This is a genomic window from Haloferax marinisediminis (assembly GCF_009674585.1).
Classification (GTDB): Archaea; Halobacteriota; Halobacteria; order Halobacteriales; family Haloferacaceae; genus Haloferax; species Haloferax marinisediminis.
In genome coordinates, this window is sequence record NZ_WKJP01000001.1 from 322063 (window position 1) to 337345 (window position 15283).

A 15283-nucleotide genomic window follows, 5' to 3' on the forward strand; every position below is an offset into this window, starting at 1 on the left:
CGTTATCGCTCGTTGACTTCGAGCACCTTGCCGGCCGCGATGGTCTGACCCATGTCACGGACAGCGAAGCTGCCGAGTTCGGCGATCTCGGAGGACGGCTCGATGCTGAGCGGCTTCTGCGGACGGACCGTCACGATAGCAGCGTCGCCGGACTTGATGAAGTCCGGGTTCTCCTCAGCAACCTCACCCGACGCGGGGTCGAGCTTCTGGTTGATCTCGGTGATGGTACACGCGACCTGCGCCGTGTGGGCGTGGAAGACCGGCGTGTAGCCAGCGGTGATGACCGAGGGGTGCTGCATGACGACGACCTGAGCCTTGAACGTCTCGGCGACCTTCGGCGGGTCGTCAGCCGGGCCACAGACGTCGCCACGGCGGATGTCGTCCTTGCCGACGCCACGGACGTTGAACCCGACGTTGTCACCGGGGCCCGCGCTGTCGACTTCTTCGTGGTGCATCTCGACCGTCTTCACTTCGCCGCCAACGTCAGACGGCTGGAAGGAGACGTTGTCGCCGGGGTTGAGGGTACCCGTCTCGATACGTCCAACAGGGACGGTACCGATGCCGGAGATGGTGTAGACGTCCTGGATGGGGAGACGGAGCGGAGCGTCCGTCGGTGGGGACGGTGCCGGCAGGTTGTTGAGTGCTTCGAGGAGGATGTCGCCATCGTACCACGACGTGTTGTCGGAGCGCTCGGCGATGTTGTCGCCCTCGAAGGCGGAGATCGGCACGTAGGTCGCGTCGTCGGAGTTGAAGCGGACCTGCTTGAGGAGCTTGCCGACCTGCTCCTTGACTTCCTTGTACGTGTCTTCGCTGTAGTCGACGACGTCCATCTTGTTGACCGCGATGATGAGTTCGCCGATACCGAGCGTACGTGCGAGGAAGACGTGCTCGCGGGTCTGAGGTGCGACACCGTCGTCAGCAGCGACGACGAGAACCGCGTTGTCAGCCTGCGAAGCACCGGTGATCATGTTCTTGACGAAGTCGCGGTGACCGGGACAGTCGACAATGGTGAAGTAGTATTCGTCAGTGTCGAATTCCTGGTGTGCGATGTCGATCGTTACACCGCGCTCACGCTCTTCTGCGAGGTTGTCCATGACGTAGGCGAATTCGAATCCGCCCTTGCCTTTCTCCTCGGCCTCTTCTCGGTGCTGCTCGATGACGTGTTCCGGGACGGAACCGGTCTCGAACAGGAGTCGGCCGACGAGCGTACTCTTACCGTGGTCGACGTGGCCGATAATGGCCAGATTCTGGTGGGGTTTGTCGCTCATTGGTGTATTCACGCGCTAAGGCGCTCTGTGGGGAGTGTTTTTGTTGAAACCCCTAAAACGATTTCGATACGGTCTACGGGCCGTCTAAGCGCCGTACTGCGATTTGCGGAACCATACCACAGTCACAAACCGGTGAGTCTCTTCGACTGGTCGAGACGCCACGAGATGGCCTGTAAAGGCCGAAAATCGGGTTATTCGAGTCGGGAGACGTCGGACAGGACCGCCGTTGCAGTCTCCGGACCACCGGCACCACGGCCGCTAACGTTCAACTGGCCAGCATGTTCCGTCTCCAGTTGGACGATGTTCTGCGTCCCCGTGACAGCCAGCGCGGCACCCTGTGGGACCAGTCGCGGAGCCACGCGCACGCCGTCGGAAGTCGCCTCACCGATGAGACGGACCGTGCGCCCGTCTTCCGCAGCGAGGTCCAGCGCCGTGCCGGGAACGTTCCGAATCCCTTCGACCTCCGCGTCGTTGAGTCGGTACTCTGCCTCGCCGTCGCTCAGCACGTTGGCGAGGATGACGAACTTCAGCGCGGCGTCGATGCCGTCGACGTCGAACGACGGGTCCGCTTCGGCCACGCCGAGGTCCTGCGCCTCCGCGAGGACGTGCTCGTAGTCGAGTCCCTCTGCGGCCATGCGCGAGAGGATGAAGTTGGCCGTGCCGTTGAGCACGCCGCGTGCGGCGGTCACGTGGTCGGCGCCGAGGTCAGATATCGTCGAGAGGACTGGAATCGCCCCGCCGACGGTCGCTTCGAACTGGACGCGGCCTTCGCTCTCCGCTTCGAGTGCGCGCAGGTCCGCGTAGCGCTCTGCGACTGGCCCCTTGTTCGCCAAGACGACGTGTCGGTCGTCGGCCAGTGCGCGCTCGACGTGTGAGAAGCCGGGCTCGGCGTCACCGAGCGTCGTCGGCGTCGCCTCGACCAGCACGTCGTAGTCGGTGTCGAACAGCGCCTCTGGGTCGTCGTCGCCGACGACGCCCTCGCGTTCTTTCCGGTCGTGGACCGTCTGCGGGTCGAGACCCGTCGGGTCAGAGACCGACGACGACGAGTCGGCGAACGCGACGACTTCGTGACCGTACTCGCCGGCGAGGTCCAGGACGGACCCACCGACTGCACCGGCACCGAGGACCGCGAGTCGGAGCGTCATGCTGACTCCTCCGTGAGCGGTTCGATGACGTGCAACTCTTTCTCCGCTGCAATCTCGCGGACGACGGCGAGCGCCTCCTCGGTCTTGCCTGCCCGTGCAGCGAGCCTGAGGCGCGCGCTGGACGATTCTTGCGTCCCGTCCGGTGCGGACAGCGAGAGGTCCTTCACCGTCGCGTCTGCGCACGCCTCGACGCGATGGAGCGTGTCGGAGAGGTCGGAGTCGACGAGGTCGCCGACGAGGATGAGCGTCACCTCTTCACCGAAGTGCTCCGCACCCGCGCGGATGACGTTGACACCGGCCTCGCGGAGGGCGTCGACGATGCCCGCGAATCGGTCTGGCGGACACTCGAGGTCGACTTCGACCGGGATGTGACCACGCGGGGTGAGGTTTCCGCGTTCGTGGAATATCGAAAGCAGGTTACCCCCGTTTTCGGCGATGGGCTGGAGCGCAGCGAGGAGTTGGCCGGGTTCGTCGACGAGTTCGAGTCGAACCGTGTGTGGCTTCGGCATCTCGCCACCGCCGTCGGTTTCGGCCTCTGCCTCGGCATCGCGTTCGCTGTCGATGTCTTGTGTGCTCATCGTCCCACCTCCGTGGGCCGTCCCGACAGTGTTGTCGGCGACGCGTTGCTCAGCCGTGGTTCCGCGTCGACGCGCCAGGAGTCGGGATACGTGCCCCTACGCATATGTGATGGTCATTCGGCCACGAGGTATAAGCCTTCGCAGGTGACACGCCTTGCCGACGACGCCCGCGTGATGGCACATCACACGGTGAAGACGCGACCCGTCGTGTATGACATGCTGAAGGTTCGACTCGCCGTGTTTCAGATGCAGGACGAGTCACGAATGGGCGAACACGAGGGCAGACAGACGGACGGCGACAGCGGACAGACGGCCAGTTAGCGAACAGACGCGAGCGACGAACGTGGTGCCAACTGACGCACCGGAACTCGTGACGGTGCAGTCGCTGGCGGGCCGATAAACGAAAGAAGGCGCTGGAGTGCGCTGTTTAGATGTAGTCGATTGCCTGCGAGAGCTCGAGCTTCATGCCCTTGCGCTCGCGAATCTCCATAATCTTCTCGCGCTGGAGGTTGTCCGAGAGCACGCGGAAGCCAGCGTTCTCCGTGTTCCAGGAGGCGCGACCTTCCGTCGCGGAGCGGACGTCGGAGGAGAATCCAATCATCTCTTCGACGGGTGCGATACCCTCGATGACCATGAGGTCACCTTCCTGGTACATGTCGTCGACGCGGCCACGGCGACCCTGAATCTCGCCGGATGCCGAGCCCATGTAGTCGGACGGAACGTCGATGCGGACGTTCTGGATAGGTTCGAGGAGCTTCACCTGACCCGCGATGAGCGAGCGGTGGACCGCGTCACGCGTTGCAGGGATAACCTGTGCGGGACCGCGGTGAATGGTGTCCTCGTGGAGCTTCGCGTCGTGGAGACGGAGGAGCGTACCCTGAACGGGTTCCGCGGCGAGCGGACCGTCGTCGAGTGCCTCTTCGAGACCCTCGATGACGAGTTCCATCGTCTCGTTGAGGTGCTGGATACCCTTCGTGTCGTCGATGAGGATGTTCGTCCCGTGGATGTGTTCGACGTTCTGGGACGTGTCCTTGTCCATGCCGGCTTCCTGCAGTGCCTCACGGCGCTCCAGTTCGGGCATGTCCATCGAGATTTCGCCGAGCTTGATGGAGTCGACGATGTCCTGCGAGAGGGGTTCCGCCGTGATGTAGAACTTGTTGTGGCGGTTCGGGGAGACACCCTCGACTTCGTGGGACTGACCCTGGACCTGCTCGCGGTAGACGACAATCGGCTCACCGGTGCGGACCGGGATGCCCTGGTTGTCGCGGATACGCTGCGTGATGACTTCGAGGTGGAGTTCACCCTGACCGGAGATGAGGTGCTCGCCCGTGTCCTCGTTAATCTCGATGCGGATGGTCGGGTCTTCCTTCGCGACCTGCTGGAGCGTCTGGATGAGCTTCGGCAGGTCGTCCATGCGCTCTGCCTCGACGGACTTCGTGATGACAGGCTCGGAGATGTGCTCGATGGACTCGAACGGCGTCATCTCGACGGACGAGACGGTGGAACCGGCGATGGCGTCACGGAGACCCGTGACTGCTGCGATGTTCCCTGCGGGGACACCACGGTCGAGTTCCTCGCGCTCGCCACCCATGAAGACACCCACGGACTGGACGCGGTTCTTGCCTGCGGTACCGGAGACGTAGAGCTCCTGACCCTTGCGGATGGTACCGGAGAACAGGCGACCCGTCGCGATTTCGCCCGCGTGGGGGTCCATCGAGATGTCGGTCGCCATGAAGACGACTTCGCCGTCGTCGTCGACTTCGCGCATCTGGCGCGCGAGGTCGGTCTCGGAGTCACCACGCCAGACCGTCGGGATACGACGGGGCTGGGCTTCGAGCGGGTTGGGGAAGTGCTCTGCGACCATGTCGAGAACGACGTCCGAGAGCGGCGTGCGCTCGTGGAGTTCCTGCCGCTTGCTGGCGCGCTCGAGGTCGATGATGTCGCCGAAGGAGATACCGGTCTCTTCCATCGACGGCATGGAGACACCCCACTTGTAGAGGGCGGACCCGAAGGCGACGGTCCCGTCTTCGACGGAGACAGTCCAGTCGTAGTCCTTCTCTTCGGTCATCCCACGGATGAGTTCGTTGACGTCGGAGATGACGTCGAGGAGACGCTGCTGCATCTCCGCAGGACCTTCCTGCAGTTCGTTGATGAGGCGGTCGACCTTGTTGATGAACAGGGCCGGCTTGACGCCCTCGCGGAGTGCCTGACGCAGAACCGTCTCGGTCTGCGGCATGGCGCCCTCGACAGCGTCGACGACGACGAGTGCACCGTCGACAGCACGCATCGCACGCGTCACGTCGCCACCGAAGTCGACGTGGCCCGGCGTGTCGATGAGGTTGATGAGGTGGTTCTGGTCGTTCCACTCGTGGGTCATCGAAACGTTTGCTGCGTCGATGGTGATACCGCGTTCCTGTTCGTCTTCTTTCGTGTCCATCGCGAGCTGCTGACCAGCAGTCTCGTCAGAGATCATGCCGGCACCCGCGAGGAGGTTGTCCGAAAGGGTCGTCTTCCCGTGGTCGACGTGAGCTGCGATGGCAATGTTCCGGATCTGTTCCGGCTTGTCCATCAGTTTCTCACATTCCTGGACGATTTTCTTTCGTCGGCCCATTATACAGAGGCCTACCGGCAGGAGGGTCAAAAGAGTAGTGTTTTTGCCGAGCGGATTTGCCCTTGTCAACCGTTCTACTGCCGGGGTATGAGCATTTCTGTCACGCTAGCGTGAGTGTCGTTAACACTGTCTCGTCCGTGGTCACCCGGCGGAAGAGTCATGTTGGTTGATAACATTACACACATACGAATGGACCTCCGTGTGCTCGGAGGCGCCCCTGCAGACCCGTTCTTGAGCGCCGCCGACCTGTTCGAAACCGAGTTCGACCTCGAATACCCAGTGTTCGTGCACGTGCGTGACGACCCAGACTCTCGCACGTGGGCCGCCCACTATCAGGACCACCACGTCCTCAACATCTCGCGACAGGTCGCGACGAGTGCGATGAGTCGAGAACTCGCCCTCCACGAACTCTCACACATGGCCCGCAACGAGGAAGGCCACGCCTCCCACTACCAGTCCACACGAGAAGCCGTCTTTCTCGCCCTCACCGGACGCACGGTCGAACGGCGAAAACTCGCTCACTGCTACCAGATTGCGAACCACTGCAAGGACATCTACGCCGACGACCTCACGCTCGCCGTCGCGCCCGCGGACAAACTCGTTCAGTTCCTCGAATCACAACTCGCGGCCGCACTCGCGGACCGCCCACGACCGACTGGACGACCGGGGTCACAACTCGTCACCACCGGGTCGGACCCAGAGATTACGGCTGTGAACGCGGCGTTCGCGCTCGCATTAGCTGAACGCCACGACCTCATCGCCCCAACCCACCGACTCTACGACCTCGCGCACGCCGCTGCCGACGACGCGCCGTCGGTGTCGTTGGAGACGTTCAAAGAACACTTCAGAACCCTCGCGACCGACCCCTCGAAGAGCGAGTACCGGCGCACGCTCGTGGACGTGGTGAAGAACTACGTCGTCGGGTCGAACGTCGCGGCCGACTGAGAGAGAACCGCGAGACAGAACGAGTAAACGGTCAGACGAAACGCGAGCAGGCGACCAGACTGAACGCGCAGACGGCCAGACAGCGCGGCCGCTCGAGCGGAGTGAAAAACGAAGAGGGAGAGAGATTATCGGGCCGCTTCTGCGACGCGCTCTTTCTCTTCTTTCTGCGAGATAGCGTACGCCTGCACGTCGTAGTCAGCGGCACCGATGAGCTGCTGCGCGAGCGCCTCGGCGGCGCTCGTCTTCGACTTGTAGGAGCCCTTGAGGGTGCCCTGTGCGATGAACTTCAGTGCTTCGTCGACACGGCGCTGGGGTGCGACGTCGACGGCCTGCGGGACCGAGATGCCACCGTACTTGAGACGGACGGTCTCCTCGCGGGGACCGGCGTTCTCGACGGCGCGGATGAGGACCTGAACCGGGTTCTCCTCGGTCTGCTCGTTGACGATTTCGAACGCTTCCTTGACGATCTTGCTCGTCTTCTGCTTGTGGCCCGTGTTATCTTCCGTCTGCATCAGACGGTTGATGAGGCGCTCGACGATGCTGATTTCGCTCTTCTGGAACTGCTTCGAGGCGTGACGGCCCATCGTGTGGGCAATCGGCGTCGCCTTGATGTAGCGGCTCATGCTGGGGTCGGTGAACTCCATCTCGGAGCAGTCCCAGACACCGAACAGAAGCGCGTTCTGGTTCGCTTCCTCGCTGCTTGCGGGGGAGTCGGGTTCGGGGGCGTCGCTCTCAGACATGGTTAGCGCACCGGCTTCTCAGCGTTTCCACGGACGAGTTCGATCATCGAGACACCGTTGACCTTCTCGACCTTGTAGTTGACACCCGAAAGGTCACCCATCGCGCGACCCTTCGCGCCACCGATACCGGCGATGGTCACTTCGTCGTGCTCGTCGATGAACGAGATTGCACCGTCACCGGGACAGAATGCGGTGACCTGCTTCCCGTTCTTGATGAGCTGAACACGGACACATTTCCGGATTGCCGAGTTCGGCTGCTTTGCTTCGATACCAACCTTCTCGAGGACGATGCCACGACCCTGCGGGGCACCCTCGAGCGGGTCGGACTTCTTGCCGAGACCGCGCTCACGGCGCGCGTACTCAGAGTCGGACCAGCGTCGCTTCTGCCGGTCTTTCTTGAGCTTGCGCGCGGCGTATTTGCCGTTCGCCATAGTGAACGTGATTTCCAGATGGAGCTACTTAAGCCTCCCTTTTCGAATCCGACGAGACGGGTTCAGCGCCGATTAGCGACCCCTAAGAACGAATCTGAGGCCGTTTCGTGAGTTCAAACGACGGCCGCTCGTCTGCGAAGAGGGACTGAACTGCCCGGAGAGTGAGTTGTTTCGCCTTCGTGTGTCAATTACCCACGAGGTCCACGTCGAGGCGGCCACTGACCTCTCGACCCGACGCCGGACCGAGTGTCAGACCAACCTCGTCGAACCGCAACTTCACACGCCGCCTGAACTGTGACCGGACGTCGATGAGATTCACGTCCATCGGTGAGGCGACCCAGAACTCAGCTTTGACGGCGACAGAACTCTCCGCAAATTCGACGATGCGTGAGTTCGGCGACGGGTCGTCCAACACTCGCTCGTCTGCTCGCGCCACTTCGACGAGTTCGCGAAGCGCGCGTTCGACGTCGTCACGGTAGGCGATATCGACTCGTTCGGTGACTCGGTAGCGCTCTCTTCCGTACGGTCGAAGGAGCGCGTTCGTCGTGAGTTCGGTGTTCGGGACCGATATCGTCTCGTTGTTCATCGTCCGTACGCGTGTGACGCGAAAGTCGACTGCCTCGACGACACCTTCGCCACCGGACCAGGCAATCCAGTCACCGACGTTGAAATCCGGGTCGGCGACGAGGAAGAGACCGCTGATGAGCGCGCCGATGACCTCCTGTCCAGCGACGCCGAATACGAGCGTCAACGCCGCGATGATGAGCGCAGTGTCGGTCAACAACGACCCGTAGCCTGCGCCGACGAGACCCGCGAGGCCAGCAGCGAGGACGACCAGTGCGTGTGTGTACGTCCGCGTCGCCGTCTCCAGTGTCGGGTTGTTCTGGTTGCGAGCGCTCACGATTCGCGTGACGGTGGGGACGAAGACGAGTCGCCCGAGGAGGTAGACGACGACTGCGCCGAAGACGAATCCCGCGCCCGCACCGGCGACGTCTTCGTACACCGTGAGCTCCCCGAGGCCGACCTGCCCGAAGAGAGCGGCCACTACTGGTCGAAGTGTCAACATATCTACTCCGCCGCACGCGGCGGACAAAAACGTGTGGTCGCCCGAATGCGTGGCCGCCCTACGTCAACTGGATGTCGTCGATGTCGTAGTGACGACGGGCCAGTTCGCGCGCGGTGTCGATGGTCTTCCCGTGAGCGCCAATCGCGACCCCGCGGTCTTCTTCGGCGACTTCGACGTAGGCGACGACGTCGTTCTGTTGTGAAATCGTCACGTGTCGAACGGCGGCCGGAGCGAGCGCGCTCGCGACGAACGCTTCCGGCGTGTCGGCGTCTTCGACGAGTTCGACGGTCCGGCCGATGCGTCGTTCGACCGACTGGACGGTTCGACCGCCCGGACCGATTGCTGTCGCCATCTCCCCCGCCGAGACGAGGAAGACGACGCGGTCGTCGAAGACGAGACAGTCGGTCGCCGTCGCGCCGGTTTCGTCCTCGAAGAGGGCGATGTATCGGCGTGCCGTATCCGACAGCGTGACTTTCATCGTTAGTCGTCCGACGGTTCGGGTGCGGCGTTGGCCTCGGCGTCTTCGACGTCGAGCGAGCCCATCCGCAGGTCGACGTCACCGGTACCGATGGCAATCGGCTTGCCGACGATGACGTTCTCGATGACGCCGTCGAGGTCGTCCTCTTCGCCGTGAATCGCGGCGTCGAGCAGGTGGTTGACCGTAACCTCGAATGCGGCACGGGCGAGGACGGAGTCCTTCGACCCAGAGATACCGTGACGACCGATGGACTCGATGGTGCCGTCGTTGGTCATGATGTCGGCGACGAGCATCAGGTGACGGATGTTCACGTCGTCGAGACCCTGCTCTTTGAGCGTGTTCATCGTCTCGTTGATGATTGCCTCGCGAGCGGCCTCGATACCGAGCTGCTTGTGCACCTCGTGGATGTTGTTCGAGGTCGTCCGAGAGGCGTCGACGCCCTCGATGGAGAGGACGTCACCGAAGGCCGACCCTTCGGTGTAGAGGACGAACTCTTCGTCGTCCGTCTCGTCGTTCTGCTCCTTGCGGATGACGACGCGCGAGACTTCCTCGATACCCTTGAACACGATGTCGCGCAGTTCCTCGACGAGTTGGAGGAGACGGCGGTAACTCGGGCTCTCGGGACCGAACTCGATGAGCGTGCCTTCGCGGCGCGTCTTGACACCGAGGGCGTCCTCGATGGTGTCTGCAATCTCGCTCGCGACGACGCCTTCGTCGTCGTAGGTTGGCCACCGTTCGAGCAGCGTCTCGTCGTTCAGGTTGACCTGCACGACCATGTCGGCGACGTTCGTCGAGATATCACCGAGTGCGAGAATCTTCGTCGACTCGATGTCCCAGACGACCTGGTGGGCGAGACTCCGGTCTTGAGCGTACTCGCCGTCGAGGTAGACCGTCATCATCGGCGTGTCGGGCGTCTTGCGCGCGTCCACGAGTTCGATGAGACGGGGGAGCCCCTGCGTGACGTCGATTTCTGCGACACCCGCGTAGTGGAACGTGTTCATCGTCATCTGCGTTCCGGGCTCACCGATGGACTGCGCGGAGACGGTCCCGACGGGGTCGAGTGGGTCGACGCGCGTGTCGATGTAGCGCGTCTCGACGGCCTGTGCGATTTCAGTGGCCTGCTCGGGCGAGACGCCTTCGCGGTCTTCGATGGTCTGGTAGATGCGGTCCTTCAGGCGTCGAGTCAGTTCTTTCGACTCGACGACGTCGGCGATGTTCTCGTCGACGTACTCGTATTGGGAGATGTCTACGTTCTCAGTCATCGGATTCTACCTCCGCACCGGCGCTGACGCGCGGTTCTGCGTGTTCGGAGAGGTTAGTCGGCGGTGCGCGTTCCCCGAGGAAGCGTTCTTTGTCCGCTTCGGACTTGAACTCGGATTCGAGGACGCGGTCGGCGATGGCGTCAACGTCGATCGGCGTGTCCTCGCTCGACGACACCTTCACCGGACTCGTTCCGTCTTCACCGAACTCGAACTGGACGATGGTGCCCGACGTGTCGCGGACAGAGCCGTCGTACTGCGCTTCGAGTTCGGACAGTGCGTTGATGAGACGACGCTGCAGGTATCCGGACTTCGAGGTACGGACTGCAGTGTCGACGAGACCCTCACGACCACCCATCGCGTGGAAGAAGAACTCACGCGGGGTGAGGCCGGCGCGGTAGGAGTTCTCGACGAATCCGTGAGCGTCGGCGGAGAGGTCACCTCGCTGGTAGTGGCTCAGGGTACGACCCTCGTAGCCACGGTTGATGCGCTCGCCCCGAACTGCCTGCTGACCGACACAACCAGCCATCTGGGTCAGGTTGAGCATGGATGCACGCGCACCGGACTTGGACATCACGACTGCCGGGTTGTCCTCTGCGAAGTGGTCTTCGGCGATTTCACCAGCAGAGTCACGTGCCTTGCCGAGGCGCTGCATAATCTTCATCTCGAGCGTCTCGTCGACCGAGCGGCCCGGCAGCGACTCGAGTTCGCCGTTCTCGTAGATTTCGATGAGTTCCTGAATCTTGTCGTAGGCGGCGTCGATGGCCTCGTCGACCTGCGCCGTCGCCTCCTCCGGGATGGACTCGTCGTCGATACCGATGGAGAGACCGAAGTGCATGATGGCGCGCATCGCCAGCGAGGCAATCTCGTTGATGAAGATGCGCGAGCGCGTCTTCGAGTAGTCCTTCGCCAGCGTGTCGACAATTTCGCCACCGAACGCACCGACTGCGTCTTCGTCGATGGTCCCCTCGACGAGCTGTCCGTCTACGATACGGACCGTGTCGCCGACCTTCGACGTGAACTCCATGTCGAGGTCGTCGGGGAGCAGTTCGGAGAAGATCTGTTGACCCGTCCAGTAGGGTCGTCCTTCCTCGTCTTCGCCTGCGGGCTCGGGGAGCGTGTCCACGCGCGTCGCACGAAGCAGGTCGAGCGCCTGCGTCTCGACGAACTGCGGGTTGTCGTGCGTCAGCAGGTACGTTCCCGAAATGTGGTCCTGAATGGCGCCGATGATGTTCTCACCGAAGCGCGGCGAGAGAATCTGCTCTTGGACACGCATGAGGACGCGTGCCTCGGCACGAGCCTCCTCGTTCTGGAGGGCGTGCATGTTCATCTCGTCGCCGTCGAAGTCTGCGTTGTACGGCGGGCAGACGACAGTGTTCAGGCGGAACGTCTTGTACGGCATCACGACGACTTCGTGCGCCATGATGGACATCCGGTGCAGCGATGGCTGCCGGTTGAAGATGACGATGTCACCGTCGACGAGGTGTCGGTTGACCTCCCAGCCGAGTTCGACCTTCTCTGCGAGTTCTTCGCAGTTCTTCTCGGTCACCTTCAGGCGACGGCCGTCAGGGCGACGGACGTAGTTCGCACCGGGGTGCTTCTCGGGGCCGTTGCGGACGTACTGCTGGGCCTCCTCGATGTTCCGCTCGGTGACGTTCATCGTCTGGGTCATCTCGGTCGCGACGCGGTCCGGGACACCGACCTCGTTGAGCGAGAGCGTCGGGTCCGGCGAGATGACGGTACGCGCGGAGAAGTTGACACGCTTCCCGGACAGGGAGCCACGGAAGCGACCTTCCTTCCCCTTCAGGCGCTGACTGAGCGTCTTGAGCGGGCGACCGGAGCGGTGGCGTGCCGGCGGCGTGCCCGAAATCTCGTTGTCGATGAACGTGGTGACGTGGTACTGGAGCAGTTCCCACAAGTCCTCGATAATCAGCTGTGGCGCACCGGCCTCACGGTTCTCCATGAACCGCTGGTTGATGCGGATGATGTCGACGAGCTTGTGGGTCAGGTCGTCCTCGGAGCGCTGCCCGTTGTCGAGCGTAATCGATGGTCGAGCCGTGACCGGCGGGACCGGAAGCACAGTGAGAATCATCCACTCGGGGCGCGACCGGTCGGGGTCGATACCGAGCGTGATGAGGTCTTCGTCCGGGATGTCCTCGAACCAGTCGCGGATGTCCGAGGGCATCAGCTTGTTCATGTCCTCTTCGGTCAGGTCGATGCCGAGGGCCTTCTCCAGCGCCTTGCGGTCGTCGCCGACAGGACGGAACTCTCCGGCGAGGACCTGATTGATGCGGTCTGCGGGAAGGTCGGCCTTCTCCGCGAGGTCGACCGGCGAGATGCCTTCGTCGTCCTCGTCGTCAGGGTCCGGCTGCATCGCGGAGGCGATGCGCTCGGAGAAGTCGCCGGCGAGCACGTTCTGGACCTCGTAGTAGGTCGTCGGCTTCTCGTGTTTGATGTCGTGCTGTGGGGAACTACAGTGGGGACAGCGGTGGGCCTTGCGGGCCTGCCGAACTGCCGACTTCATCACGTCGCTCCAGTCGTCGCCGAGTTCCTTCGTCCGCTTGAGGCTGTCTCGGTACTCGTCTGCTTCTTCCTGCGTGAGCGCGAGGCGGCCACACTCACGGCAGGTCGAACGGAGCAGGCGGCGGATGAGCTTCGTGAAGCCGACGTGGATGACGGGTGCGGCCAGTTCGATGTGACCGAAGTGCCCGTTACACGACCCGGAGTGCTGGCCGCAGGTGCGGCACTGCAGACCGGGGTCGATGACGCCCAGACGTGGGTCCATGAGACCCATGTCGATTGGGTAGCCGTCGTCGTCGTAGGTGTCCGCGGTGATGACCTTCGTCGCGGACATGTCTCGGTACGTCTCCGGGTCCATCAACCCGAACTGAATACTGCCGATTTCTTTGGGTGTCTGCATTGACATGTGTGGTTAGACCGCGTCCTTGAGCTCGATTCGTGGGCGAACACCGAGTGCCACCATCTCGTCGAGGAGCAACTTGAACGCGTAGCTGATGTCGATTTCGTGGATGTTGTCCTCGTCGCCGGTGACGGGGTCGTAGATACGGCGCTGGTCGCGGTCTTCGACGGCGACCATGCCGGTGTCGGCGGAGATGTACACCTTCTCCTTGTCGGAGGAGTCGAGCAGGCGCTCTTGCAGCACCATCGCGGCGCCGTGCCCGATGACGGTGTCACGCTCCATCTCCCCGAGACGAAGGCCACCTTCGCGGGCGCGACCTTCGGTCGGCTGGCGGGTAAGCACCTGCACGGGACCACGCGAACGGGCGTGCAGCTTGTTGCTCACCATGTGGTACAGCTTGTGGTAGAAGATGATGCCGACGAAGATTTCGGCCTCGATCTTCTCGCCGGTGACACCGGAGTACATGACCTCCTTCCCGGAGGACATGAAGCCGCGTTCTTCCAGCGCGGAGCGGAGTTCGTGTTCGTCTTCGCCCTGGAAGGCGGTCCCGTCGACGCGGCGTCCTTCGAGTGCGCCGACTTTGCCACCGAGCATCTCCAGCACGTGGCCGACCGTCATGCGCGACGGCAGTGCGTGCGGGTTGAGAACGAGGTCAGGGACGACACCGTCGGCGGTGAAGGGCATGTCTTCCTGTGGTGCCAAGTGGCCCACGACACCCTTCTGTCCGTGGCGGGATGCGAACTTGTCACCGAGCTCCGGAACTCGCTGGTCACGAACGGAGACCTTGGCGAGTTTCGAGCCATCTTCGCCCTCCATGAGCGTGACGGTGTCGACGACACCGGACTCACCGGAGCGCATCGTGACAGACGTCTCGCGGCGCTTCTGCGGCGAGAGACCTGCCATGTCGTCGGGTTCTTCGAGGAACCGTGGCGGCGAGGTCTTGCCGAGGAGCACGGAGTTCTCGTCGACGACCGTCTCGGGGTTGACGAGACCGTCTTCGTCGAGGTGCGAGTAGGCGTCTTCACCGCGTGCGCCACGCACGTCCTGCGACGGAATCTCGAAGCGGTCTTCCTGTCCACCGGGGTAGCGACGCTCTTCGCCTTCGTAGGTCCGGAAGAAGTGCGAGCGAGCGAGGGCACGTTCGACAGAGCCCTTGTTCATGACGAGTGCGTCCTCGATGTTGAACCCCTCGTAGGACATCACGGCCACGACGAAGTTCTGTGCAGCCGGGCGCTCGTCGAACCCAATCTGCTCCGTGGTCTGGGTCTTGACCATCGAGAGCTGTGGGTAGTGCATGAGGTGCTGGCGGGTGTCCGGGCGGATACGGTAGTTCGCGGCCGGAATCCCCAGCGACTGCTTCATCATCCCTGCACCCATCGTAATACGCGGCGAGGCGTTGTGTTCCGGGTACGGAATCATCCCGGCACCGATACCGAAGATGAGCTGTGGGTCGATTTCGAGGTGGGTGTGGTCTTCGTTGAGTTCGTCTTCGTCGACGCCGACGTAGATGTCCTCTTCTTCCTCGGCGTCGATGAACTCGACGAGTCCACGGTCGACGAGGTCCTCGAAGTCGAGTTCGTCGTTTTCGAGTGCTTCGACGTGTTCGTCCGTGAGCAGCGGTTCACCGTCTTCGACGACGATGAGGGGACGACGGGCACGCCCGGCGTCCGCGTTGATGATCACTTCGCGGGTGCGCTCCTTGACGGAGACGTTCACCATCTGGCTGACGTCGCCGCGGCGACGTGCCTCGCGAATCTGCGCTGCGAGTTGGTTGGGGTCGGGGTGCGTCCCGACGAGACTACCGTTGACGTATACTTTCGCTTCTCGCTGTGCCTGAGCCAT

13 protein-coding genes are annotated in these 15283 nt (G+C 62.7%); 2 read left to right on the plus strand and 11 right to left on the minus strand.

Annotation, left to right across the window (positions count from 1 at the left end):
* Positions 1-2 precede the first annotated feature (2 nt).
* From tuf to GJR98_RS01745, 3 genes are all read right to left on the minus strand, one after another.
* Complete coding sequence (tuf, locus tag GJR98_RS01735; RefSeq protein WP_151134856.1) at positions 3-1268, minus strand: translation elongation factor EF-1 subunit alpha; 1266 nt, start codon at positions 1266-1268, stop codon at positions 3-5.
* A gap of 191 nt (positions 1269-1459) precedes the next feature.
* On the minus strand, positions 1460-2413 hold the full coding sequence (locus tag GJR98_RS01740) for a homoserine dehydrogenase (protein WP_151134858.1): 954 nt from the start codon (positions 2411-2413) through the stop codon (positions 1460-1462).
* Positions 2410-2991, minus strand: a complete 582-nt coding sequence (locus tag GJR98_RS01745; RefSeq protein WP_151134860.1) for an amino acid-binding protein — start codon at positions 2989-2991, stop codon at positions 2410-2412. Before GJR98_RS01745 ends, GJR98_RS01740 begins: the two co-directional genes overlap by 4 nt.
* A gap of 144 nt (positions 2992-3135) precedes the next feature.
* Here GJR98_RS01745 and GJR98_RS01750 point away from each other — a divergent pair, with 144 nt between their 5' ends.
* On the plus strand, positions 3136-3312 hold the full coding sequence (locus GJR98_RS01750) for a hypothetical protein (RefSeq protein ID WP_154269681.1): 177 nt from the start codon (positions 3136-3138) through the stop codon (positions 3310-3312).
* 106 nt (positions 3313-3418) lie between these two features.
* On the opposite strand, the gene GJR98_RS01755 is transcribed toward GJR98_RS01750, so the two are convergent.
* Entirely contained in the window at positions 3419-5602 is a 2184-nt protein-coding gene (locus tag GJR98_RS01755) for an elongation factor EF-2 (protein ID WP_151134862.1), read from the minus strand.
* 189 nt (positions 5603-5791) lie between these two features.
* On the opposite strand from GJR98_RS01755, the gene GJR98_RS01760 reads away from it, so the two are divergent.
* Positions 5792-6547 (plus strand): DUF5781 family protein, encoded by a 756-nt coding sequence (locus GJR98_RS01760; RefSeq protein ID WP_151134864.1) that lies wholly within the window; start codon positions 5792-5794, stop codon positions 6545-6547.
* A 125-nt stretch (positions 6548-6672) separates the two neighbouring features.
* Here the strand turns inward: GJR98_RS01760 and GJR98_RS01765 are convergent, their stop codons facing one another.
* The 7 genes from GJR98_RS01765 to rpoB all read right to left on the minus strand — a co-directional run bounded on the left by GJR98_RS01765 (position 6673) and on the right by rpoB (position 15283).
* The gene (locus GJR98_RS01765; protein WP_151134866.1) at positions 6673-7287 is read right to left on the minus strand and encodes a 30S ribosomal protein S7; all 615 of its coding nucleotides are present in this window, start codon (positions 7285-7287) and stop codon (positions 6673-6675) included.
* Between the two features lie 2 nt (positions 7288-7289).
* Positions 7290-7718, minus strand: coding sequence for a 30S ribosomal protein S12 (locus GJR98_RS01770; RefSeq protein ID WP_004058161.1), 429 nt, complete (start codon positions 7716-7718; stop codon positions 7290-7292).
* A gap of 184 nt (positions 7719-7902) precedes the next feature.
* Positions 7903-8784, minus strand: coding sequence for a mechanosensitive ion channel family protein (locus GJR98_RS01775; RefSeq protein WP_151134868.1), 882 nt, complete (start codon positions 8782-8784; stop codon positions 7903-7905).
* A gap of 58 nt (positions 8785-8842) precedes the next feature.
* On the minus strand, positions 8843-9262 hold the full coding sequence (locus tag GJR98_RS01780) for a NusA-like transcription termination signal-binding factor (RefSeq protein WP_151134870.1): 420 nt from the start codon (positions 9260-9262) through the stop codon (positions 8843-8845).
* Between the two features lie 2 nt (positions 9263-9264).
* Positions 9265-10524 (minus strand): DNA-directed RNA polymerase subunit A'', encoded by a 1260-nt coding sequence (gene rpoA2 / locus GJR98_RS01785; protein WP_151134872.1) that lies wholly within the window; start codon positions 10522-10524, stop codon positions 9265-9267.
* Positions 10517-13441: a DNA-directed RNA polymerase subunit A' gene (locus GJR98_RS01790; protein WP_151139363.1), complete on the minus strand. Its 2925-nt coding sequence runs from the start codon at positions 13439-13441 to the stop codon at positions 10517-10519. The genes rpoA2 and GJR98_RS01790 overlap by 8 nt, the downstream gene beginning before the upstream one ends.
* Positions 13442-13453: 12 nt before the next feature.
* Positions 13454-15283 carry a DNA-directed RNA polymerase subunit B gene (rpoB, locus tag GJR98_RS01795; protein WP_151134874.1) on the minus strand — a complete coding sequence of 610 codons (1830 nt, stop codon included), beginning with the start codon at positions 15281-15283 and terminating at the stop codon, positions 13454-13456.